This is a genomic window from Vibrio sp. 10N, from assembly GCF_036245475.1.
Lineage (GTDB): Bacteria > Pseudomonadota > Gammaproteobacteria > Enterobacterales > Vibrionaceae > Vibrio.
Genome location: NZ_BTPM01000001.1, coordinates 2,879,146 through 2,902,433, shown reverse-complemented (window position 1 = coordinate 2,902,433; position 23,288 = coordinate 2,879,146). Strand labels below are relative to the sequence as shown.

The window sequence follows — 23,288 nt, the reverse complement described above, 5'->3', positions numbered from 1 at the left end:
CCTAGAACCACATGCTTGGAAGGATACATGGCACCTAATCAAAGAGCAGTCTCTCGGCTGATTGCTCAAGCAGGCCAAATGCTGTTAGCTCATGGCGCTGAAAGCACCCTTGTTGGTCACATTACACATCGAATCGGAAAAGCAGCAGGCATGGATGAAGTGGAAGTGTCGCTCTCTGCCAGCTCTTTAGTCGTCACTACTGTCTATAACGAACATTGCGTCACCACCGCACGTCGAAGCCCAGATCGAGGCTTGAATATGCGGGTCGTTACCCAGATTCAGCGCATCTGCATAATGATGGAGAAGGGTATTCTCGACTATCAACTGGCTCAAAAAAAGCTTAACCAAATCAGCCCAGAACGCTACAACCGCTGGTTAGTGGTGGTGATGATAGGCCTTTCTTGTGCCGCATTCAGTCGATTAGCTGGCGGCGATTGGGCGGTGTTTGGTATGACCTTTTTAGCGTCTGGCTTGGGCATGATTGTCCGTCAGGAGTTTGGTCACCGTCACTTCAATCCACTGCTCAATTTCGCTATTACAGCTTTTGTTACTACATTGATCTCCGCACAAGCCGTGATTTATGGAATCGGGGACAAGCCACAGTTAGTGATGGCCTCTTCGGTATTGATGTTAGTGCCTGGCTTTCCGCTGATTAACTCGGTGGCCGATATGCTCAAAGGTTATGTCAATATGGGGATCGCTCGCTTTGTGATGGCAAGCTTGCTGACGCTTGCGACCTGTTTAGGCATCGTGGGTGCAATGAGCATTACCAACGTATTAGGGTGGGTACAGTAATGATGGAACTGCTTCTAGCCCTACTTAATGATATGTTTTTTGCCGCGATACCAGCGGTGGGTTTTGCTCTGGTATTTAACGTGCCGCAAAATGCGTTGGCTTACTGCGCTATCGGCGGCGCGATCGGCCATGGCTCACGCTTTTTAATGATGCATTATGGAGTGCCGATTGAGTGGGCAACCTTTTTTGCCGCCACTTTGGTTGGCATGATTGGTGTGCATTGGTCTCATAAGTTTTTGGCGCACCCGAAAGTATTTACTGTAGCGGCATTGATCCCTATGGTGCCAGGCGTGTTTGCGTTTAAAGCCATGATTGCGATGGTAGAGATCAACCATTTAGGTTATACCCCAGAGCTATTGGCGACGCTTCTTGAGAACTTTTTGAAAGCGATGTTCATTATCGCAGGTCTCGCGGTTGGTCTTGCGATGCCAGGGCTGTTATTCTACCGCCGTCGCCCAATCGTCTAATTAGGAACAAACAATCATGATCATCAGTATGATAGCCGCTATGGCAGACAATCGTATCATTGGTAAGGACAACCAAATGCCGTGGCATTTACCGGCTGATTTTGCTTGGTTCAAGCGCTGTACTTTGGGTAAACCAGTGATTATGGGTCGTAAGACTTATGAATCTATCGGGCGTCCACTGCCGGGGCGTCGCAATATTGTGGTGAGTCGTAACAATGAACTGTCTATCGACGGTGTCGATACTGTGACTTCGCTTGAGCAGGCATTGGAGTTGGTTAGCGATGTCGAAGAAGCGATGATCATTGGTGGCGGTAGCTTCTATAGTCACTGTCTTCCGATGGCAAATAAACTGTATCTGACCCATATTGATGCCAAGCTTGATGGTGATACGCAATTTCCTGACTGGGGAGAAGGTTGGCAGAAAATCCACAGCGAGCACTACAGTGCGGATGAAAAAAATGCCTACAACATGGAGTTTGTAGTGCTAGAGCGTTAAGTTTTTACTGCTCGCCAGTTTCTCAACTGGCGAGCAATATAGATTGTTACAACGCAGGTTGACTAAATAGCGCCTTGTCTTCCCAGCGGATCATAGTGAGTTCCCCGCCCCACACACAGCCGGTATCAAGCCCGATGACCTCTTCGCTGACATAACCACCAAGCGCAGCCCAATGACCAAATATCACAGTTTTACTTAATGCTTCACGTGATGGTAGGGCAAACCAAGGTACATATTCACTTGGATTGACTTCTGAAGGGGGGAGCTTGCAACTCATGTCTAAGCGCCCATCAGGAAAACAAAATCGCATTCGCGTGTAAGCATTGATGGTATAGCGAAGTCGTTCAATCCCTTTCAGTTCGTGAGACCAGACATCCGGTTCGTTGCTATACATGTTTTTAATCAGTGACTGCCAATCGTCTCCGCGTAATTTTTTTGCCACCTTTTTTGCGCATTTCTTCGCTTGTTTCAGTGTCCACTGCGGTGAAATCCCCGCATGACAAACGACAAACTCATCATGTTCTAGCAATAATGGCTGTTGTCTTAGCCAGTTAAGTAACTCGTCTTTGTCACTCGCCTCGAGGATGGATAGCGTTTTATCCTTTGGCTTTGCTTTGTGAACGCCTAAAGACACAGCAAGAAGGTGTAGATCGTGATTGCCTAAACAAACCTTAGCCGCATCTCCTAACGATTTTACATACCTAAGGGTTTCTAAAGATTTTGGTCCCCTTGCAACGAGATCGCCAGCGAACCAAATAGTATCTTGTTGCGAGTTGAAGTTAACGCTGGCTAATAAAAGCTGCAGTTCATCGAGACAGCCTTGAATGTCTCCGACAATGTAGTTGGCCACAATGTTCCTTAATTCAGTATGTTGGGGATCGCCAAGCGGAAAGGTTCAATTTCTGCGGTAAATTGTTTACCACTCCCATCTAGCATAACGTAGTGCCCCTGCATTACGCCCAGAGGGGTCTCGATTGCTGTACCACTGGTATAAGTGTATTCATCGTTTTTTTCGATGACCGGTTGTTGTCCAACGACGCCATCACCTTCTACGGTAAGCTGCTTGCCGTTAGCATCGGTGATTAACCAGCGTCGACTGATGAGTTGAACAGTTTCCTGACTCAGGTTCTTGATGGTAATGATGTAGGCAAACACATAACGGCTGTTGTCTGGGTCGGACTGTTCTTCAACGTATTTAGTGTGTACTTGGCATTTTACGCATGGTGTGGTCGACTCCATGTCAATCTCCTAACTGCTTGAAGTGCATATTCAGATATGACAAAAAAAACGCTCAATAGCAAGCTAGTGAGCGTTTTTTCTGTTATTGATTTGTATTAACCATGGTTGGCGTCGAGCCAGTTTGCCATGTCAACAAACTGTTGCAGCGTCAGGTTCTCTGGGCGCATAGATGGGTTCACCCCAAGCTCTTCCAAGGTTTCCGCGGACATGAGTGCTTTATAGCAGTTACGTACAGTTTTACGACGCTGGTTAAAGCCTTCACGACATACGCGATCAAGCCACTTAAGGCTAGTTGCAGGGTATGGCAGTTCTTCGTAAGGCACAAGACGCACAACCGCTGAGTCGACTTTCGGCGGCGGCACGAATGCTGTTGGTGGTACTTCAAGTACGGGTACCACTTTACAGTAGTACTGTGCCATGACCGTCAGACGGCCATAAGCTTTGCTACCAGGGCCAGCGGCTAGACGGTTAACCACTTCTTTTTGAAGCATAAAGTGCATGTCTTGGATGTCTTTATGGAATTCAAACAAGTGGAACATCAAAGGCGTAGAGATGTTATATGGCAAGTTACCAAAGATGCGCAGTTTGTTGTTAGGCTTCACCAGTTGGGTGAAGTCAAAACGCATTGCGTCGCCTTCGTGAATGGTCAACTTGTCAGCAAGATCTGGGTGAGTACGCAGACGCTGTGCCAAGTCACGGTCAAGTTCGATAACCGTAAACTTGTCGACTTCTTTACCCACTGGCTCAGTAATCGCGCCAAGACCAGGGCCGATCTCAACCAGGTTTTGGCCCGGCTTTGGGTTAATTGAAGATACGATACCATCGATGATGTACGGATCGTTCAGGAAGTTCTGGCCAAATCGTTTTCTGGCCTTGTGCCCTAAGTGGACATCATTTCTCATTGTCTGCTCTCTACTAAGTCTATTGCGTACGCCAGCGCTGTCTCAAAGCTGCCAAAGTCTGCTTGGCCGGTGCCAGCAAGATCAATCGCGGTGCCATGATCAACCGATGTCCTTATAAAAGGTAGACCAAGAGTGATGTTTACTGAACGACCAAAGCCTTTGTATTTTAATACAGGGAGTACTTGATCGTGATACATGCCTAAGACAGCATCCGCTTCGCGTAAGTATTTGTCATTAAATATCGTGTCGGCGGGTAATGGGCCAACAAGCTGATAATTTTTCTCTGTGCGAAGTTTTTCTAGGGTAGGAGTGATGGTTTCAATCTCTTCCATACCTAGGCAGCCATCTTCACCCGCATGAGGGTTCAGGCCGCAGACATAGATGTTTGGTGTTGTGATCCCAAACTTGGTGACCAAATCGTGGTGCAATATATCAACGATTCGCGTGACGCGATCCTCGGTGATGGCATTAGGCACTTCCGATAAGGGAAGGTGTGTCGTAACCAGTGCTGTTCTTAGCCCTTCCGTTGCCAGCATCATCACCACAAGTGGTGTATTGGATACCTCTGCAAAGAACTCTGTATGGCCACTAAAGCTAACGCCAGCGCGATTGATCACCCCTTTGTGCACAGGGCCGGTGACAATAGCATCAAATTGACCATTCATACAGCCTTTTGCGGCTTTTTCGAGGGTATTTAGTACGTATTGACCGTTTCTCTCATCGAGAACGCCAGCTTTGGCTGGAACAGTCAGTGGTTCATGCAGAATCACTAAGCGTCCTTGTCGATGAGATTCGAAGTTTTGTGCGTCGAAGTCGACCAACTCGACATCGATGCCAAGTAGCTCTGCGCGCTCTGCAATCAATGATTTATCAGCGCAAATGACCACCTGATGTGGCCATGATTTTTGCGAAAGGGCCACCGCTAAGTCTGGTCCGATACCTGCTGGCTCGCCGGCTGTGACGATGATGCGTTTAATTGATTTCACTTTCTTCGTCCTCAACCATTTCGACAAAGGCACTGGCGCGCAGTTCTTGGATCCACGCAGACGCTTCTTCGTTGAACTTACGATTAAATAGGATTCGGTAAGCGCGGTTTTGCATCGCAGAGCCGGTTTTGTCGACGTCACGACGATCCAAAACTTCAACAATGTGCCAGCCGTGAACGGTTTTAAACGGTTCACTGATTTGGTTTACGGGCAGGGTTTCGACCTGGTGCTTAAATTCGGGCACGTAAAGTTCGGGCGTCTGATAGCCTAGCTCACCACCTTGGACCGCAGAGCCTGGATCTTGGCTGTATTGCTCGGCCAATTCAGCAAAGCTCATTTCACCGGATTGCACTTTCTGAATGATTTCGTTGAGCTGACGTTTTACTCCTTCATCACTTAGAATAACGGTCGGCTTGATTAGAATATGACGCGCATTCACTTCGGTCACAGACACGGTTTCCAGCCCTTTCACATCTTCTATCTTTAGGATGTGAAAGCCAACACCACTGCGGAATGGTCCAATGATGGTACCTTTAGTCTGCATACTAATTTGGTCTGCAAAAATGGTCGGCATTTCCTCTTTGCGCATCCAACCCCAGTCACCACCTTCCAGCGCTTTTGGGCCTTTCGAGAAGGTATATGCCATGGTCGCGAAATCTTCACCACTATTTAGGCGTTCGATAATCGTTTTCGCTTGTTTCTCTTGTACGCTCTTATCTTCACCGTCATTAAAACGAAGTTGAATGTGACGGATCTTGTAAGTCACGGTCGCATCGCTCTCTTGGGCTAGGAGCTCAGAGAGGTTGTCGACTTCTGCCGGAAGGATATTAATACGCTGTCTTACCATCGCATTACGTGCTTCGCTGGCGGCAATTTCGTCACGGATTTGTTCGCGGAATGCTTCCCATGTCAGCCCTTCTTCCGCAACGGTTTGACGTAGTTGCTCTTGAGTCTGGTTGTTATTGGCAGCGATATCACCTAGCGCTTGTGACAGGCGGTTATCATCAATACGTACACCAATACGCTCTGCTTCCTGAAGCTGAAGTTTTTCTAAGATCAGTTTATCTAAGATCTGTTCGAGTAGAATATCTTCGGCTGGCAGCTCTTGGTTGTTCTTACGCGCGTTAGCGGTCAGAGTTTTCGTTGCTGAGTCGATATCACTTTGCAAAATCACGCCATCGTTGACAATAACGCGAACGCGATCGAGTTCTACAGGCTCGGCGGCTGCTTGAAACGACACGGCCGCCAATAGACAAGTTGAAAAGAGTGTACTAATAAATTTCATCGATATTCCCAGTAAAAACTTCACAGACTAAGAGTCTGCGAAGTAAATTAAGTTCCTTACGTGATGTCATCTTGTGACGGCTTGGCGACTATTGGTTAAGTATAAACGGTCTGCCGTATTTCAGCGCATTGCCATTTGGTGGTTCAGGTGCGCGTGAGCTGCCGCCAAGGCCTGTGATACCAAAGCTAAAGCGAATGTTGTCTTCGAAGTTGGCGCCACCAATACCGACGATGCCAGACTCCCAGCTACGCAGTTGGCGGCTGTAGTCGACACCAAAATACCAACAATCCGATTGATACTCCAATTTCGCGAGCCACTCAATGGAGACACGCTCAGTCATGTCATAGTAGTACTGACCTGTGGCAATCCAGTTGCGGTTAATTTGATAGCCACCAAGTAAACCTACTTGATTGATGCCGTCGCGGGTGAGCTTAGACAGCTCATCGTTGCTATAGCTGTTGATACTCTCGATGTATTCCTTGGTAACATAACGATAGTTGGCTTGAATGAAGTCATCATTGACTCGATACTCTAGCGCACTGTTGGCCAGCGATACTGAAGAGGAATCAATGTCGTATTGAATTCCACCGTGGTAGAACACGCGATCGTTGTAGTTAAAGTCCGTCTCGATCGCCCATGATGAGTAATTGGATGACCCAGCATCTGCTACGTTGCTCGGATTTTTACTCGCTGGATCGAGATAGTAGATTTGACCAAAAGAGATCGCCAAACGCTCTTTTTGTCCACCATCATAAAAGCGCGATGTTGCACCATAACTGATTTGGTTCGCAGCCGCGATTTTATCTACGCCACTGAAGCGGCGGCTGCGGAACAGGCCGTAGTAATCGGTTTGCAGCAGGGTGGTGTCATAGTTATAAATGTTGCTTTGGTCGACCTCAGGGACATATAAGTACTGAACCTGTGGCTCTAGTGTTTGGGTGTAGCCATCGATAAAGGCAGTGTCACGCTCAAACACCATGCCAGCATGCGTCCGGAACTCAGGCAGTGCACGGGTGACCTTTTCGTCGAGCGGTCCCACATCGGCCGCGTTTAGGTTGTCGATCTCTTGGTTGTATTGAGTTAACAAGTAACGCGCTTCTGTCGTCCATGTCCCCCAAGTATTTGAAAGGGGCAGTGTGACACCGGGCTCGATGTGAACACGAGTTGCCGACGGTTTCTTTTCGTCGTCGGTTTCAAAGCGCGAGATACTGCTGACTAAATCAAAATTCAGGTTTTGATAAATTTCAGGGCGGTAGTAGTTAAACTCAAATTGCGGCATTAAGCGGTAAGGCTTAGTGTCATCAACTAGAATTTGGAAATCTTGAACTGTAATTGCTGCATCCCAGAACTGCTCGCGATAGGCAACAGTCCCTTTTTGCGACAGTTGACCTTCTGAGCGGCTACCGATACTGGAATCGAGATCTTGGAAGTAGTCGTTATCGCTTACCTGAGAGTAATCGACATCCAGTTTCCAGTGCTGGTTAAAAGCGCTACTGTTTTTGTATTGAAATGCCCAGCGCTGATCTTTTTCTGGGTATTTTTGGTCGTCTCCGAGGAACTCACCTTTAAGCTCGCCACGGCTGGTTGAAGTCAAATAGCGAAAGTCGCCTTTGAGCTGTAAGCCACGTGTTTGCATATAGTGGAACGTGGTGAGTAAGTCGTAGTTAGGCGCTAGGTTCCAGTAAACGGGGATTTGCAGCTCTAGGCCATTTTTAGAACCAAGTGATAGTGACGGAAACAGCACGCCCGTTTTACGTTTATTGCTGGTTGGCATGGTCATGTACGGCATGTAAAAGATAGGCACATCTTTTACTTCGACACGGCTTCCGTATAGGGTCGCTACCTCATTGTCTTGGTCGACGCGAATGTCGTCAGCTAAAAAGCGCCAAGAGTTGTCGTCTTCTGGACAAGTTGTGATTGAGCCGTCATTGATTTGATACAGTGACTTACCGGTTTTTGAGATATAAACAGCGTCACCACGCCCACCGCCACACAACATTTTGTATTGGGTATTTTCTGCAGTGATCACGTCTTTGTTTAAATCGTTAGTGATTTTGTCGGATACGGCATTAAACTGACCATCGTCAATAGTGACGTTGCCTTCGGCGACCACGACATTATCGTCTTGGTGAAGGGTTACGCTATCGGCGGTAATGGTCTTGTTACCTTGAACCACCACCACATCGCCCTTATACGTCGCACGTTCGCCATTAATCGCCTCCAGAGTATCGGCCTCGATATTGATTGGCTCTTGATTGGAGTCTGAACTTTGTGCAGTATCAACAGAGCATTGCTCTGCTGGTGGCATAGGCTGTCCACTGTTTTTCGATGTTTCTTCAGCATGTGCGTAAGACGCTAGCAGCGCAGCACCAATAGAGGCCGCTAGATAGGTGCGGGAAAAACGTGACATCGAGTTGTACTATCCTGTTTAACTTGATTCATTCAGTTGAATTCGATTGATATTGAATCGTTTATAAGACGGCCTCTATCATAAAGGAAATTGACCACAACGACACTAGTAGACTGCGAATCAGCGCAAAAATTCATAAATAAAGAGCACATACATCACATGATAGGTAAAATTTTAGGCGTATTTTTCGGCATGTTGTTTGGCGGACCGTTAGGGGCGCTGTTTGGCTTGTTTTTGGGGCACCAGTTTGACAAAGCACGCCGACTGAATCAGTCCGGCTTTGCTCGCGGCGGATTCAATCGCGGTGGGTTTGGTGGAGCAGACCAAGCGCAGCGCCAAGAAGAGTTTTTAAATGCCGCTTATGCGGTGATGGGGCACGTTGCCAAAGCCAAAGGGCAGGTGACACCAGAAGAGATACAGCTTGCGACCATCATGATGGATCGCATGAACCTCAATAATGAGCAAAAACGCGCGGCACAAGAAGCGTTTCGTGACGGTAAATCCGCTGATTTTCCGCTTGAACGTGTACTCGATAAAGTGCGAATTTCCTCTGGCGGTCGTCATGACTTATTGCAGTTCTTCCTAGAGCTTCAAATCTCAGCTGCGTTCGCAGATGGCAGCATTCACCCAACAGAGCGTGAGGTCTTGCATCGTATCGCGCAAGGTTTGGGCTTTTCTGCTCAGCAGCTTGAGCAGCGCCTGCGCATGCAAGAAGCGGCGTTCCGCTTCCAGCAAGGCGGTGGCAACTTTGGTGGTGGTCACTACCAAGGCGGTCAGCAGGGCAATTGGCAGCAAGCCAGCAGTGCGTCACAACTGTCCGATGCCTACGATGTGTTGGGTATCTCTGAGGATGCGGACTCAAAAGCCGTTAAACGTGCTTACAGAAAGCTCATGAATGAACATCACCCAGATAAGTTGATGGCGAAAGGCCTGCCACCAGAGATGATGAATGTGGCGAAAGAGAAATCGCAAGAGATCCAAAACGCGTATGACCTCATCAAAAAAGTGAAAGGATTCAAATAATGCTGACGGACAAGGATGTACTCGAGTTTTGGTTTCAAGAGTTATCACCAAAGGATTGGTTTGGCGGAGATAAATCGCTCGATGATCTTATTGAACATAGGTTTGCAGCGCTTCATAAACAAGCTCACCAAGGGGAGCTTTATCATTGGCGCTTAACACCTGAAGGCAGACTTGCAGAAGTCATCGTGCTCGATCAGTTTTCCCGAAACCTGTTCAGGGGAAGCCCCGAGTCTTTTGCCTCGGATCCTATGGCTTTGGCATTGGCGCAAGAAGCAGTCGCGAGCGGCGCTGATGAGAGGCTAACGCCGGAGCAGCGTACCTTTCTTTACATGCCCTACATGCACAGCGAATCGTTGAAAATACATGAAGAAGCGGTACAACTGTTTAAAAGCAATGGAATCGAAAATAACCTAGACTTTGAGTATCGCCACAAAGCGATTATTGAGCGCTTCGGGCGATACCCTCACCGAAATGAGATTTTAGGTAGGGAGTCTACCGTAGAAGAGATTGAGTTCTTAAAGCAGCCCGGCTCAAGCTTTTAACCCTTACTTCTTGTTCAAGTCCCAATCGTAATCGTATTTGATCTTGCCGTCGAAATTGGCAAGATCAGGGCGATACTTCGCCATATGCTTCAATGCACCACCATCTTGCACAAAATCTGCTTCAAACCACTCATAAATCGACGACAAAGTGATGGTATTTCTTGAAATGCTCGCGCCTTTCGATGAGTTCACAAATGCATTGGCAGCACTTTCTAGCAGTGCTTCGGTGTTATCGGCTGTGAATGCCTGTGTCTGAAGGTTTGGGCAGCCAAGACTGGCGCAATTAACTGCGTAATGTGTTCTTGGATCGTTCCAAATTGGACGCAGTATGCGGTGCTCAATATCGTTCAAGGTGAGAGTTTGCCCTGTAATAGTAATCACCTCATCGCCCCATGGGCCAAAGCTAAATAAGCCTCCAAGCTTAGTGATGGATTTCACTGGGTACGCTTCAAGGATCAAATCGACTGTGATGGCGTTATAGAGGTTCACCCAGTAAGCGTACTGCTCAGCGCGGCTAAGCTGTCTTGGGTCTACTCGAGCTAATTCATTAATGTAGGTTTTAAGCGCTTGCTTATCGTTGGGAGAGACGCGGACGTAGCGTACTAAGGTATTCTCGTCCTCAGTGACCAAGTAGCGGTCGAGAAAGCTCTGCCAGGCTTGATGGGACACACTTTGCGTGTTGCTGTCATTACTTTTATCCCAATACGACCAAAGCTCTGATTTTGGTGCGGCGAAAGCACTGGTGGTAAACATGAGAAAAACCAAAGAGAGAACACGTAGCATAGCAAATATCCATTCCGTTAAGTGATTAGTCCAACAGACCCGACTCATGGCCGAGTTCTTTCAGTGCAGTGATAAACGATATAAAAAAATCCCAGCCTGACTTAAGAAAGTAGGGCTGGGATTAGATTGTTCAACCAAATCGTTAACGGACTATTTTAAGAAGCTTGGGATCTTCGCTTCGTAAGCCGCGATCTTCTCTTCATGTTGAAGTGTTAGGCCGATGTTGTCTAGGCCATTTAATAGGCAATGACGACGGAACTCATCGATTTCAAAGCTATAAGATTGACCATTGGCCGTCACTTTCATTGCTTCTAGATCAACGGTGATCTCTGCACCTTCATTGGCTTCAACATAGCCAAATAGCTCATCCACTTCTTGTTCTGTCAGACGAACTGGCACCATCTGGTTATTTATAGAGTTGCCGTAGAAGATGTCCGCGAAACTCGGAGCAATCATCACTTGGATGCCGTAGTCTGCCAGTGCCCAAGGGGCGTGCTCACGAGATGAACCACAACCGAAGTTTTCGCGAGCAAGCAGAATGCTGGCACCTTGGTAACGAGGGGCGTTCATAACAAATTCTGGGTTATCTTGTTTGCCCGCATCGTCTAGGAAGCGCCAGTCGTGAAATAGGTGCTGACCAAAACCTGTACGGGTAACCTTTTGCAGAAACTGCTTAGGGATAATCGCATCGGTATCGACGTTGGCTGCATCAAGAGGGACGACTAAGCCGGTGTGTTGTTTAAATCCTGACATGGTATGTTCCTTCTTAGTCTAGCTCTCTGATATCAACGAAATGTCCAGCAATGGCTGCTGCAGCGGCCATCGCAGGGCTTACTAGGTGCGTACGACCATCACGGCCTTGGCGACCTTCGAAGTTACGGTTACTGGTCGATGCACAGCGCTCTTGTGGACCTAAACGGTCATTGTTCATGGCAAGACACATCGAGCAGCCCGGTAGGCGCCATTCAAAGCCTGCATCCTTGAAGATAGCGTCCAAACCTTCCGCTTCTGCCTGAGCTTTAACTTGCTCAGAACCCGGAACGATCAGTGCTTGAACGTGAGAAGCGACCTGACGACCTTTAGCAATCTCTGCTGCAGCACGCATGTCTTCGATACGAGAGTTAGTACAAGAGCCAACAAATACCTTGTCGACTTTGTAATCTTTTAGCGATTTACCCGCTTCTAACCCCATGTAAGCCAGCGCTTTTTCTGCGGATGCTTTCTCAACGGGATCGGCGAAGCTTTCTGGTGCTGGAATTGGCTGATCAACCGCAATCACTTGACCAGGGTTAGTACCCCAAGTGACTTGAGGTTTGATGTCAGCACCGTTTAGTGTAACAACCGCATCGAAGGTTGCGTCAGCATCGGTTTTGAACGTTTTCCAGTATTCAACCGCCGCATCCCACTCAGCACCTTGAGGTGCGAATTTACGGCCTTTTAGGTACTCAAAAGTGGTCTCATCGGGTGCGATAAGGCCTGCTTTGGCGCCTAGCTCGATAGCCATGTTACATACTGTCATACGACCTTCCATAGAAAGGTCAGTGATGGCTTCACCACAGAATTCCACTACGTAACCAGTGCCGCCGGCTGCGGTTGTTTCGCCGATGATCGCGAGAACAATGTCTTTTGCCGTCACACCCGGAGCGACTTTACCCTGAACTTCGATTTTCATAGTCTTAGCGCGCGACTGCTTAAGAGTTTGCGTCGCTAGAACGTGTTCAACCTCTGACGTACCGATACCGAAGGCTAGTGAGCCAAATGCACCGTGAGTTGCGGTATGAGAGTCACCACAAACGATAGTCATCGCTGGCAAGGTAATACCTAGCTCTGGTCCCATAACGTGGACGATACCTTGGTATTTGTGGTTGATGTCGTAAAGCGTCACACCAAACTCTTCACAGTTTTTCGATAGCGTTTCCATTTGGATACGCGCCATCTCACCAGAGGCGTTGATGTCTTTGGTTGTGGTTGACACGTTGTGGTCCATAGTGGCAAATGTTTTGCCTACTTGGCGCACTTTACGACCTTTCTCACGCAGGCCATCGAAAGCCTGTGGTGAAGTTACTTCGTGAACCAAGTGACGGTCGATATAAAGGATTGGGTTTTCACCCTCGGCTTCGACGGCGATATGAGCGTCGTAGACTTTTTCGTATAGAGTTTTAGACATTGCTTAATTCCTTGCTTCCCCTAGCCGAATTGAACGGCCATCGGCTAGGGCAGTGTTTTAATTATGAATTCAGTACGTATGCTGCGATTTTGTCACCCATCTCAGAGGTGCTCAGTGCTGGCTTGTCACCCGCTAGGTCTGCGGTAAGCTCGCCCGCTGCCAGTGCTTTACTCACGGCTGCCTCAATATCTTGCGCCGCTGCTTCTTCACCTAGGCTGTAACGTAGCATCAGTGCAGCCGAAAGGATTTGAGCAACAGGGTTTGCGATGTTCTTACCTGCGATGTCTGGTGCACTGCCGCCTGCTGGCTCGTAAAGACCAAACTGACTTTCGTTAAGGCTTGCTGATGGTAGCATGCCCATAGAGCCTGTGATCATCGCACATTCATCAGAGATGATATCGCCGAAGATGTTTGAGCAAAGCATGATGTCGAACTGCGCAGGATCTTTAATCAGCTGCATCGTCGCGTTATCGATGTACATGTGGTTAAGCGTCACATCTGGGTAGTCCTTCGCAACTTCTTCAACCACTTCACGCCATAGGATAGAGCTCTGTAGAACGTTCGCTTTGTCGATTGAGTAAACGTTCTTGTTACGAAGGCGTGCAGATTCAAACGCGATCTTAGCGATACGCTCGATTTCGTAGCGGTGGTAAACCTCAGTATCAAACGCTTTCTCTGTTGGACCTTCGCCTTCACGACCTTTTGGTTGACCGAAGTAGATGCCACCCGTTAGCTCACGAACAACGACGATATCGAAGCCTTTTGCAGAGATATCAGCACGCAGCGGAGAGAAGTCCTCTAGACCTGCGTGAATCTGTGCAGGGCGTAGGTTACAGAACAGCTGGAAGTGTTTACGAAGTGGAAGTAGCGCACCACGTTCAGGTTGATCGTTTGGCGGAAGGTGTTCCCACTTAGGGCCGCCAACCGAACCAAATAGAATCGCATTAGACTCTTCACAGCCTTTTACTGTGCTTTCTGGAAGCGGGCAGCCGTGGTTATCAATAGCAATGCCACCTACATCGAACTCTTCACGTTCTAGGGTAATGTTGTGTTTCTCTGAAATTGCATCAAGCACTTTATGAGCCTGAGCCATTACTTCTGGACCAATACCGTCACCTGGTAGAACCGCAATCTTGTAAGAACCTGCCATGGGGCTAATTTCCTTAAATGTTGTATTTGCTTATATTTTTATGTTGACTCGTTTTTCACGAGCCAACGAATTTTCTTTCTAGGACCAAGGACCAAGGACCAAGGACCAAGGACCAAGGACCAAGGACCATCTTTTATACCGCTTCAGCCTTGCTCTGCTTCATCGCTTCGATTTGATCGGCGCGATGGATACTATTGATAACATGAAGTAGTGCCTGACCTGAAGCCTCAACGATGTCGGTTGAGACACCCGTACCGTGATATTTGCGACCTTTATAGTTAGCAATGATATCCGCTTGACCCAGGCCGTCTTCACCTTCGCCTTTCGCCGTCAAATCAAACTTGTCTAGCACAATGTCGTAGCCCGTTACGCGATAGATACATTGGTAAAGTGCATCAACTGGACCATTGCCCACCGCGGCTTCGCATTTCTCTTCGTCACCGCATTGGATCTTAATGCTGGTGGTCGCCATGATGCTGCCTGATTGAACGCTCAAGTAGTTCAACTTAAAGAAGTCGTCTTCTTCGCGCAAGTTAGCAAAGTGCATTAATGCTTCTAGGTCGTAGTCGAATACCTGACCTTTGCGATCCGCAAGCTTCAAGAAATCTTGATACAAGGTATCTAGGTTGTACTCATGCTCGCTGTAACCCATTGAATCCATGTGGCTCTTAACGGCAGCGCGACCAGAGCGGCTAGTGAGGTTCAACGCTTTGTTTTTCAGACCAATAGACTCAGGAGTCATGATCTCGTAAGTATTTTTATTCTTTAGCATGCCATCTTGGTGGATGCCTGAAGAGTGACTGAACGCGTTCGCGCCAACAATCGCTTTGTTATCCTGAATCGGCATATTACATAGCTGAGACACTAGCTTGCTGGTGCGGTGGATTTCTTGGTGCTGAAGACCAGTGTGAACGCCTAAGAACTCTTGACGCGTCTTGATGATCATCGCGATTTCTTCTAGTGAGCAGTTACCCGCTCGCTCACCGATACCATTGATGGTCCCTTCGATCTGACGAGCACCAGCTTGTACAGCTGCGATGGAGTTTGCCACTGACATACCTAAGTCATCGTGACAGTGCACAGAGATGATGGCTTTGTCGATGTTTGGAACGCGATTGAAAAGAGTCTGGATGATGCCACCGAACTCGTTCGGCACGGTGTAGCCTACTGTATCTGGGATGTTGATGGTACGAGCGCCAGCATCAATCGCGGCTTCTACCATACGACATAGGTTGTCGATAGGGGTACGACCCGCATCTTCACATGAGAACTCGACGTCATCGGTATAGTTTCGAGCGTGCTTAACTGCTTTTACGCCCATCTCAACTACGTCGTCGTAACTGCGGCGTAACTTATCTTGAACGTGTACCGTTGATGTTGAAATGAAGGTGTGGATACGGAACGCATCCGCTACTTTCAACGCTTCAGCTGCAGCATCAATGTCTTTCGTTACCGCTCGAGATAGAGCACACACACGGCTGTTTTTGATGTGTTTTGCGATGGTCTGTACCGATTCAAAATCACCTGGAGAGGAGATAGGGAAGCCAGCTTCGATAACATCCACACCCAGACGCTCGAGCGCGTAAGCAATTTGCAGCTTCTCTTTCACTGTTAGACTTGCTGAAAGTGCTTGTTCGCCGTCACGTAATGTGGTGTCGAATATAATCACCTGATCGTTCATATTTGCTTCCTCTTTGTACAGGTTAATCGTTTACGTCCAGTTCAATCGATATAAAAAAACCCGCTTGTGTAAGCGGGTTTTTTGGAATTCTTTATGTGGTGTTTTTCGTCCACAACCTACCCGCGCGATTTTTTCACGATAAGGAGGAGGTTCAGGAGTAGAGAAAAACGTAATGACACTGTTATGCGTTCCACAAAAATAAGTTACAAGATTAGTACCGCACTCAGCTCGATGCGTCAAGGGTTAATCTGAATTTTTATTGATATCGGAGCAGTTCGCTCTTTATTCTAAGAGGGGGAGGGAGTCGCTAACTCATAATTAATCATCTGATTAATATTTGATGAATTTAACTGTTCGCGGATTGAACAAGCTTTACTCTACAATTAATCAATGATTAATAAAAGCAAGGATTGGTATGACGAACGCGGCTGAGACCACTCGTAAAGTTGGTCGCCCCAAAGAGCGCACGGATGCTAGGCATAAGCTGCTTACTTACGCTCGCGATCTGTTTGTTGTGATGCCCTATGACAAAGTCTCAACACGTCTTATTGCGCAAAAGGCGGGCGTTAATATCGCCATGATTCGCTACTACTTTGGCAACAAAGAAGGTCTATTCGAGACCATGGTGCGCGAAACCTTGCAGCCAATGAAGAACAAAATGGAATCGCTGATGAAAAATGGCGATTACGGCAACCTCACTGATTTTATGCGTACTTATTATTTTGAAATGAATAAAGTACCGCAGTTTCCCCGCTTGATCTCCCAAGTCATGCATATGCCGCCGTCAGCTACGCAGCGTCGCTTGTTTGAAAAGGTGTTTGCCGACATTGGTCGTCCAGACCAAGATTTCATGTTCAACAAAATGTCTGAGCTCGGATTGTTACGTGAAGGGCTGAGCCCGCGTATGTGCAAAATTTCACTCATTAGCCTAATGGTGTTTCCATTTGTCGCACCGCCTGCTCTTTTGAGTTTGCATGGCATTGAAGTCAATGAAGAATTTCTAAACGAACTCCTCGAACATAATATCGCCTTGCTGAAGCGCGGGTTGTTGCGTGCCCCATCCTAATTAAAAGAATGTATTTATATGAAGTCTATGAATAAAAAACTCCTTTTCTTTCCTGCTTTTGCAGTAGGTGTCGTGGCTTTAATCGCCGCTGTTAACTTGCGTCCAGATGCACCAACCAAACCGGCAGGCGATCGTTCACGTGTGGTGGATATCATGCCACTACAGCCTCAGATGTCAGCGCCAGTGGCGATTGGTTTTGGTCGCGCTGAACCGAAAGTGCAGTGGCAAGCCATTGCAGAGGTGGCGGGGGCGGTGATTTACAAACACCCCAACCTTGAGAAGGGCACAGTGCTAGCGGCGGGCACAGAAATTCTTCGTATTGACCCTTTAGATTATGAGCTCAAGCTATCTCAAGCCATTGCCGATTTAAAATCGAGCCAAACTCAACTGGCGCGCCTTGATCAAGAAGAGACGAACTTAAAGCAGACCTTATCGATTGAGATGAATCGCTTAAAGTTGGCGGAAAATGAATACCAGCGCCGTGTGGATCTGAATAAGCGCGGGTTAACTTCACAATCAGACGTCGATACCCAGCAACAAAACATGTTGTCGCAAAAAAAGTTGGTGCAGGAGATTGAAAACCAGTTGGCGTTAATGCCAGACGAACGTGGTGTCTCTGAAGCGCTGGTGAAGGTCAATCAAGCTAAAGCCGATGAAGCGCAGCGCTCGCTAGAGAAAACCCTTATTGTGCTGCCGATGACGATGCGTATCTCAGAGGTCGATGCTGAGATCAATCAGGTGGTCAACTTGCAGCAAACCATGGTCACCGCTCACCTGAACGACGTCATGGAAGTGGAAGCACAGTTGTCGATCCATGATCTGCAACTGCTCTCGAACACGCTCTCATGGGATGAGAACCAAGCGGAGCGCGGCGAGCTCAATAAACTGCACGCGACAGTGGAACTCAGCAGTGGCAATCTAACCGCAACTTGGCCAGCCAAAGTTGCGCGTGTCAGTGAAACCGTGGATGCCAACCAAGCAACCGCAGGGGTGATCCTTGAGGTCTCTCAATTACCAAGTAGCAATGGTTTGGCGGGCACACCTGTGCTGGTTAATGGCATGTTTGTGAAGGCGACAATTGAAGGGCAAAAGCAGCAATCTTGGTCTGTTCCAGAGCGTGCTTTGCATGGTGACAAGATCTACTTGATGAACGCCGAAAATCGATTGGAAATGCGTGATGTGAATGTCGAATATCGCCGCGATAACCAGGTGATCATTTCGGGTGATCTCGAAGCGGGTGAGAAAGTGATCCTCAACGATATCTTGCCTGCTATTGAGGGGATGCTACTGCGCGATAGTCAAAGTGATGATCACAGCGCTGGAGAGGTCACCCAATGATTCGATTTTTCTCCAAACACCCAACGGCGGCGAACCTATTGATGCTCGCGCTGCTGATACTGGGTATCAGCTCACTATCCACCATTAAGCGTGAGACCTTTCCTGAGTTCGATCCGCCCTACATCATGGCTGCGATCACTTACCCTGGCGCCTCTCCACAAGAAGTGGAAGAGAGCTTGTGTGTACGTATGGAAGATGCCGTTGACGGTCTTTCAAACATCGTAGAGACCAAATGTGAAGCAATTGAAGGTTCCGCAAGACTGACCCTCAAGCTCGATGAGAAAGCGGACATTGGCCGAATGCTGGTGGATGTTCAAACTCAGATCAACGCGATTAACGATTTTCCTGATGAGATTGAATCACCCGTCGTACAAGAGCTGGATTGGAACGAACCTGTTGTCGATGTAGCAATTACCGCCGAGACCAGTTGGCCAGAGCTAAAAGCCTATGCGGAACAATTAAAGCGCACACTTAAGCTCGACTACGGGGTCTCGCTCGTTGATGTCAGTGGCTTTTCCGATCACCAATACCGCGTAGAGCTCAATACTCAAATCATGCGTCAGCTTGGGTTAAGTATCGGTGATATTGCCACCCAGATCGGTAATCAAAACATTAAGCTGCCAAGCGGTAATGTCGAAACGGAAGATAAGAACTTTCTGATTCGCTTTGATGAGAGACGTATTACCCCTCAAGAGTTAGAGTCGATCGTGGTGGGTTCTAGCTCAAGTGGTGCGTTAATTCGTCTTAAAGATGTCGCAACCATTACCGACCGATTCGAATTGGATGAGCAAAAAGTGCTGTTTAATGGCAAGCCTTCTGCTGTGCTTAAAATCAGTAAGAACAAAGAAGACGATGCGCTACGTGTGAAAGAGAAGGTGACTGAGTTTGTGGAAGCGCAGCGCCTAATTGCTCCAGAGGGTGTCACGCTTGAGATGACCAATGATATGTCGTCCATATTGTGGGATCGTCTGACCATGATGGTGAAAAACGGCTGGCAAGGTATCTTGCTGGTGTTCGCGACCATGTGGCTGTTTTTCAGTTTCCGTTATTCATTCTGGGTAGCCGCGGGCTTGCCGGTGGCGTTTCTTGGTGGTTTGTTCTTGATGGCGAACCTCGGGCTCTCTATCAACATCATGTCTCTGGTGGGGCTGCTAATGGCGATTGGTATCATGATGGATGATGCCATCGTGATCGCAGAGTCGATACAGGCGCACCTAGACCGTGGGCAGAAAATTGATGATGCGGTGATAAACGGCGTTAAGAAGGTGCTTCCTGGTGTTATTTCATCTTTCTTAACTACAGTGTGTATCTTTGGTAGTTTGCTGTTCTTGCAAGGGGAGATGGGCGCGGTACTTAGAGCAGTACCTCAGGTGCTGATACTTGTCTTGTCGCTGAGTCTAGTTGAAGCCTTCTTGATTCTGCCAAATCACTTGTCTCACTCGTTGCACAAGCACAACCGTGACAAGCAGCCTGTGAAGTTCAAACGTGTGCTTCTGGAGCGCTTTGAACACTTTAGAAACACCACATTAGTGAATGCGGTAGATAAAGTCGTTTCTTATCGTTATGCCTTTATGGGCTGTGTGTTTGCCACGTTGCTTATCTCCGTGAGTTTATTGGCTGGAGGCGTGGTGAAATTCAATCCGTTCCCTGCATTGGATGGAGATATCGCGGAAGCACGGATTATTCTGCCGCCGGGGGCATCTTTGTCACAGACGGAGCGAGTGGTCGATAAAATCGTTCAGTCCGCTGAAAAGCTCAATAAGCAGTGGAGTGAAGAGGTGGAAGGTGGTGAAACCTTGGTGAAGCAGATCACCAGTCAGTTCAACACTAACCGAGATGCTAACGAGTCAGGTCCTCATATTGCGACGGTCAGACTGGATCTGCTCAGTGCAGAGATCCGCAATACGCTCATCGATGAGTTTATCGATGCTTGGCGTGAGGATGTAGGAGAACTTGCCGACCCAATCTCTATGGTATTCAAGCAGCCTACGATGGGGCCGGGCGGTCGTGCCATTGAAGTGCGTATTGCACACGACGATCTGGACATGCTGAAAGCTGCTTCGGTGGAGATCCAACAATACATGAATGAATTTGATGGTGTGAGCGGCGTACTTGATGACATGCGCCTCGGTAAAGAAGAGATCTTAGTCAAACTGCGTCCCGGTGCAGAGAGCTTTGGCGTTAACGGTCAAATGATCGCGAGTCAGCTGCGTGCGGCCTTCTTTGGTCAAACAGCCGATGAGATCCAAGTCGGTGTCGAGAACATTAAGATTGAAGTAAAACTCGACAAGCAAGATATCGGCGACATTCAGCAGTTATCGAACTTCCCGATTTTCTTAGCGGACGGCTCGCAAGTGCCGCTGGCATCGGTCGCAACGTTAGATTTTCAGCGTAACTACGTTCGTATCCAGCGCGTCAACGGCCTAAGAACGGTCAGTGTGTTTGGTGATGTCGATACTAGTAAGGCGAATTCAACCGATATCATTGGGCAGTTCCAAGCCGAAGAAGTCGCTAAGCTTCAACAGGAGTATCCAGGGCTGCGCTTTGACTTTGAAGGGGAAACCAAAGACAGCGCAGAGACTGGCGCGTCCATGGCGAAAGGTTTTCTTTTAGGACTGTTTGGTGTGTTTACCATTTTGAGTTACCAGTTCAGAAGTTACCTAGAGCCATTTGTGGTCATGTTGGCGATACCACTGGCATTTATTGGTGTGGTTTGGGGGCATTTACTGTTAGGCCACGCGATGAGTATGCCAAGTATCATGGGCTTTGTGTCATTAGCGGGTATTGTCGTTAACGACTCTATCTTGTTGGTGCAGTACATACGCCACCACGTTGATGAAGGCGATTCAGTCCATGATTCTGTGGTGAAAGCGAGTCGCGAGCGTTTCAGAGCCGTATTTTTGACCTCCATGACCACGGCTGCGGGGTTATTACCTCTGCTGACCGAGACCAGCCTCCAGGCACAAGTTATTCAGCCATTGGTGATCTCTATCGTGTTTGGTATTTTTGCCTCCACCGCATTAGTACTGTTTATGATCCCATCTGCGTACGCCATCCTTGCGGATTGGGGCTTAGTACATAAACACCAGGAGCTCTAGCCTATAGCGCATTCAAGCGCCTCTCCTTTTATGAAAGTTAGTGACCAGGGTTCCTCTGGCGCTAACTTTCATCATTTCTCCAATAAACCGTCACCGAAATGTCATTGTTGCTGACTACTTTTTGATCATGCATTGCGCGTCTAACAAGGAGTAGGTTGTGCGAACGATTGAACCCATTGCAAGAATGGATTTGGCATTTTCATTATTTTGTTTAGGGCACCGATTTAACGCCCAAGTTGCGTTGGTGAGTCGCTGGGTGTCACGCACTGGTGATGGTCACTTGTATCTTTTGCTCGGCTTAGCGGTTTGGTGGCTGGATGAGCCGGTGGGCAAGCTGTTTTTTGCTGCGGCTCTGTTGGCGTTTGCCATTGAGCTCCCCATTTATTGGTTGGCGAAAAATAGTTTCAAGCGGCGCAGACCAGAAGAGTTCTCACATCAATTGCAAGCGTTTATTACGCCTTCAGATCGCTACAGCCTACCATCGGGCCATACCGCCGCAGCATTTTTAATGGCGACGATCATCAGTCAGTTTTACCCCCAGTGGCACGAGGTGGCTTTGTTGTGGGCGATATTAATTGGCACTTCACGCATTCTACTTGGTGTGCATTTTCTTACCGATGTGGTGATAGGTGCGGTACTCGGTATGTCGTCGGCATATCTGGCGCTCGACTACGTGCAGCGCTGGCTAGGAGGCTATTAAATGAAGATACTTTACGGAGTTCAAGGGACCGGCAATGGCCATATCGCGCGAGCCAGAGCGATGAGTCAGGCCCTTAACCGTCACGATGTGCACGTCGACTTCTTATTCTCGGGGCGAGAGAAAAACAAATACTTCTCGATGCAGCAATTTGGCGATTATCAAACCCGACGAGGGTTAAGCTTTTTTACTGAAAATGGCCGTGTTAATTACCTGAAAACGGCGCTTGAAAATAGCCTGCCTAACTTTATTAGCGAAGTCAGACAACTTGATCTCACCGGTTATGATGTTGTCGTCAATGATTTTGAGCCCGTTTCAGCATGGGCGGCCAAAAAGCAAAACATTCCGACCGTGAGCATTAGCCATCAGAATGCGTTTTTGTTTGATGTCCCGCAGAAGGGGGCTAATTGGATCGATGACTCTGTGATACAGCATTTTGCTCCATCTCAATATCAGCTTGGTTTGCATTGGTATCACTTTGGTCAGCCAATACTGCCGCCTATCGTGCACACCTCAGGGCAAGATGTAACGTCGGAAGACTTTATCTTGGTTTACCTACCGTTTGAGAACACCGATGCCATCATCGATGTATTGTTGAGGTTTGGCAAAAACAACTTCATTTGCTATCACCCTGAAAACAATGAACAGACCCAGATTGAAAACATTTTACTCAAACCGCTTGGACATGAGAGCTTTCAGTGCGACTTACACTGTTGTGCGGGAGTGATAGCCAACGGTGGCTTTGAGTTGCCATCAGAGGCACTGAGCCTTGGTAAGAAATTGTTGGTCAAACCGCTTGATGGTCAGTTTGAGCAGCAAAGTAATGCCGCGACGCTGGACAGTTTAGGTTTGGCACAATCCATGGACTTTCTTGATGCTGGCGTCATACGCGATTGGCTGGATGAGAAACAAGCTGAGCGTGTGTTCTATCCAAATGTGGCAGAGGGAATTTCTGATTGGTTGGTAAAAGGGGATTGGTCTTGCAGTGCTAATCTACGTCAGCGTCTTTGGGAGAAAGTTGACTTTCCGAGCTATGCCTCTGTTTGACCCTACCTCTGTATCCATTATAAAGCCCGAATCGCACCTTGATTCGGGCTTTAATGTTATTGTTGCTCGCGATATGCAATGGTTTACACCACTTTTCTTGTTCGATATTTTCCGAC

21 protein-coding genes are annotated in these 23,288 nt (G+C 47.9%); 10 read left to right on the top strand and 11 right to left on the bottom strand.

Annotated elements, in window-relative coordinates:
- Positions 1–27 precede the first annotated feature (27 nt).
- The 3 genes from AAA946_RS13510 to folA are packed head-to-tail and all read left to right on the top strand — an operon-like array spanning position 28 to position 1,758.
- Complete coding sequence (locus AAA946_RS13510) at positions 28–795, top strand: threonine/serine exporter family protein (RefSeq protein ID WP_112459545.1); 768 nt, start codon at positions 28–30, stop codon at positions 793–795.
- Positions 795–1,262: a threonine/serine exporter family protein gene (locus AAA946_RS13505; protein WP_162631228.1), complete on the top strand. Its 468-nt coding sequence runs from the start codon at positions 795–797 to the stop codon at positions 1,260–1,262. The genes AAA946_RS13510 and AAA946_RS13505 overlap by 1 nt, the downstream gene beginning before the upstream one ends.
- 16 nt (positions 1,263–1,278) lie before the next feature.
- Positions 1,279–1,758, top strand: a complete 480-nt coding sequence (gene folA, locus AAA946_RS13500; RefSeq protein ID WP_338165309.1) for a type 3 dihydrofolate reductase — start codon at positions 1,279–1,281, stop codon at positions 1,756–1,758.
- Between the two features lie 46 nt (positions 1,759–1,804).
- Here the strand turns inward: folA and apaH are convergent, their stop codons facing one another.
- The 6 genes from apaH to lptD all read right to left on the bottom strand — a co-directional run bounded on the left by apaH (position 1,805) and on the right by lptD (position 8,580).
- Positions 1,805–2,608 carry a bis(5'-nucleosyl)-tetraphosphatase (symmetrical) ApaH gene (apaH, locus tag AAA946_RS13495; protein WP_338165308.1) on the bottom strand — a complete coding sequence of 268 codons (804 nt, stop codon included), beginning with the start codon at positions 2,606–2,608 and terminating at the stop codon, positions 1,805–1,807.
- Between the two features lie 8 nt (positions 2,609–2,616).
- A complete protein-coding gene (gene apaG, locus AAA946_RS13490; protein WP_338165307.1) occupies positions 2,617–2,997 on the bottom strand; it encodes a Co2+/Mg2+ efflux protein ApaG in 381 nt (126 codons plus the stop codon).
- A gap of 95 nt (positions 2,998–3,092) precedes the next feature.
- Complete coding sequence (gene rsmA, locus AAA946_RS13485; protein WP_338165306.1) at positions 3,093–3,899, bottom strand: 16S rRNA (adenine(1518)-N(6)/adenine(1519)-N(6))-dimethyltransferase RsmA; 807 nt, start codon at positions 3,897–3,899, stop codon at positions 3,093–3,095.
- Positions 3,896–4,912 carry a 4-hydroxythreonine-4-phosphate dehydrogenase PdxA gene (gene pdxA / locus AAA946_RS13480; RefSeq protein ID WP_338165842.1) on the bottom strand — a complete coding sequence of 339 codons (1,017 nt, stop codon included), beginning with the start codon at positions 4,910–4,912 and terminating at the stop codon, positions 3,896–3,898. The genes rsmA and pdxA overlap by 4 nt, the downstream gene beginning before the upstream one ends.
- Positions 4,872–6,170, bottom strand: coding sequence for a peptidylprolyl isomerase SurA (gene surA / locus AAA946_RS13475; protein ID WP_338165305.1), 1,299 nt, complete (start codon positions 6,168–6,170; stop codon positions 4,872–4,874). The genes pdxA and surA overlap by 41 nt, the downstream gene beginning before the upstream one ends.
- Positions 6,171–6,258: 88 nt before the next feature.
- Positions 6,259–8,580 (bottom strand): LPS assembly protein LptD, encoded by a 2,322-nt coding sequence (gene lptD, locus AAA946_RS13470; protein ID WP_338165304.1) that lies wholly within the window; start codon positions 8,578–8,580, stop codon positions 6,259–6,261.
- A 159-nt stretch (positions 8,581–8,739) separates the two neighbouring features.
- On the opposite strand from lptD, the gene djlA reads away from it, so the two are divergent.
- Together djlA and AAA946_RS13460 are read left to right on the top strand one after the other, a co-directional pair.
- Positions 8,740–9,603, top strand: a complete 864-nt coding sequence (djlA, locus tag AAA946_RS13465; protein WP_338165303.1) for a co-chaperone DjlA — start codon at positions 8,740–8,742, stop codon at positions 9,601–9,603.
- On the top strand, positions 9,603–10,145 hold the full coding sequence (locus AAA946_RS13460; protein WP_445206081.1) for a DUF924 family protein: 543 nt from the start codon (positions 9,603–9,605) through the stop codon (positions 10,143–10,145). Before djlA ends, AAA946_RS13460 begins: the two co-directional genes overlap by 1 nt.
- 3 nt (positions 10,146–10,148) lie before the next feature.
- Here AAA946_RS13460 and AAA946_RS13455 read toward each other — a convergent pair whose 3' ends face one another.
- The 5 genes from AAA946_RS13455 to leuA form a co-directional block, all read right to left on the bottom strand.
- A complete protein-coding gene (locus AAA946_RS13455) occupies positions 10,149–10,928 on the bottom strand; it encodes a DUF547 domain-containing protein (RefSeq protein ID WP_338165302.1) in 780 nt (259 codons plus the stop codon).
- 150 nt (positions 10,929–11,078) lie between these two features.
- Positions 11,079–11,681: a 3-isopropylmalate dehydratase small subunit gene (gene leuD / locus AAA946_RS13450; RefSeq protein ID WP_338165301.1), complete on the bottom strand. Its 603-nt coding sequence runs from the start codon at positions 11,679–11,681 to the stop codon at positions 11,079–11,081.
- A gap of 13 nt (positions 11,682–11,694) precedes the next feature.
- Entirely contained in the window at positions 11,695–13,095 is a 1,401-nt protein-coding gene (gene leuC / locus AAA946_RS13445; RefSeq protein WP_042496440.1) for a 3-isopropylmalate dehydratase large subunit, read from the bottom strand.
- A gap of 61 nt (positions 13,096–13,156) precedes the next feature.
- Positions 13,157–14,245, bottom strand: a complete 1,089-nt coding sequence (gene leuB / locus AAA946_RS13440) for a 3-isopropylmalate dehydrogenase (protein ID WP_338165300.1) — start codon at positions 14,243–14,245, stop codon at positions 13,157–13,159.
- A gap of 133 nt (positions 14,246–14,378) precedes the next feature.
- On the bottom strand, positions 14,379–15,926 hold the full coding sequence (gene leuA, locus AAA946_RS13435) for a 2-isopropylmalate synthase (protein ID WP_338165299.1): 1,548 nt from the start codon (positions 15,924–15,926) through the stop codon (positions 14,379–14,381).
- Positions 15,927–16,341: 415 nt separating this feature from the next.
- On the opposite strand from leuA, the gene AAA946_RS13430 reads away from it, so the two are divergent.
- From AAA946_RS13430 to AAA946_RS13410, 5 genes are all read left to right on the top strand, one after another.
- Positions 16,342–16,992: a TetR/AcrR family transcriptional regulator gene (locus AAA946_RS13430; protein WP_338165298.1), complete on the top strand. Its 651-nt coding sequence runs from the start codon at positions 16,342–16,344 to the stop codon at positions 16,990–16,992.
- Between the two features lie 18 nt (positions 16,993–17,010).
- A complete protein-coding gene (locus AAA946_RS13425; RefSeq protein ID WP_338165297.1) occupies positions 17,011–18,330 on the top strand; it encodes an efflux RND transporter periplasmic adaptor subunit in 1,320 nt (439 codons plus the stop codon).
- Positions 18,327–21,428 (top strand): efflux RND transporter permease subunit, encoded by a 3,102-nt coding sequence (locus AAA946_RS13420; protein WP_338165296.1) that lies wholly within the window; start codon positions 18,327–18,329, stop codon positions 21,426–21,428. The genes AAA946_RS13425 and AAA946_RS13420 overlap by 4 nt, the downstream gene beginning before the upstream one ends.
- Positions 21,429–21,585: 157 nt before the next feature.
- The gene (locus AAA946_RS13415; protein WP_338165295.1) at positions 21,586–22,128 is read left to right on the top strand and encodes a phosphatase PAP2 family protein; all 543 of its coding nucleotides are present in this window, start codon (positions 21,586–21,588) and stop codon (positions 22,126–22,128) included.
- Positions 22,129–23,172 carry an MJ1255/VC2487 family glycosyltransferase gene (locus AAA946_RS13410; protein WP_338165294.1) on the top strand — a complete coding sequence of 348 codons (1,044 nt, stop codon included), beginning with the start codon at positions 22,129–22,131 and terminating at the stop codon, positions 23,170–23,172. It abuts the gene before it with no gap.
- The last annotated feature ends 116 nt before the right edge of the window (positions 23,173–23,288 follow it).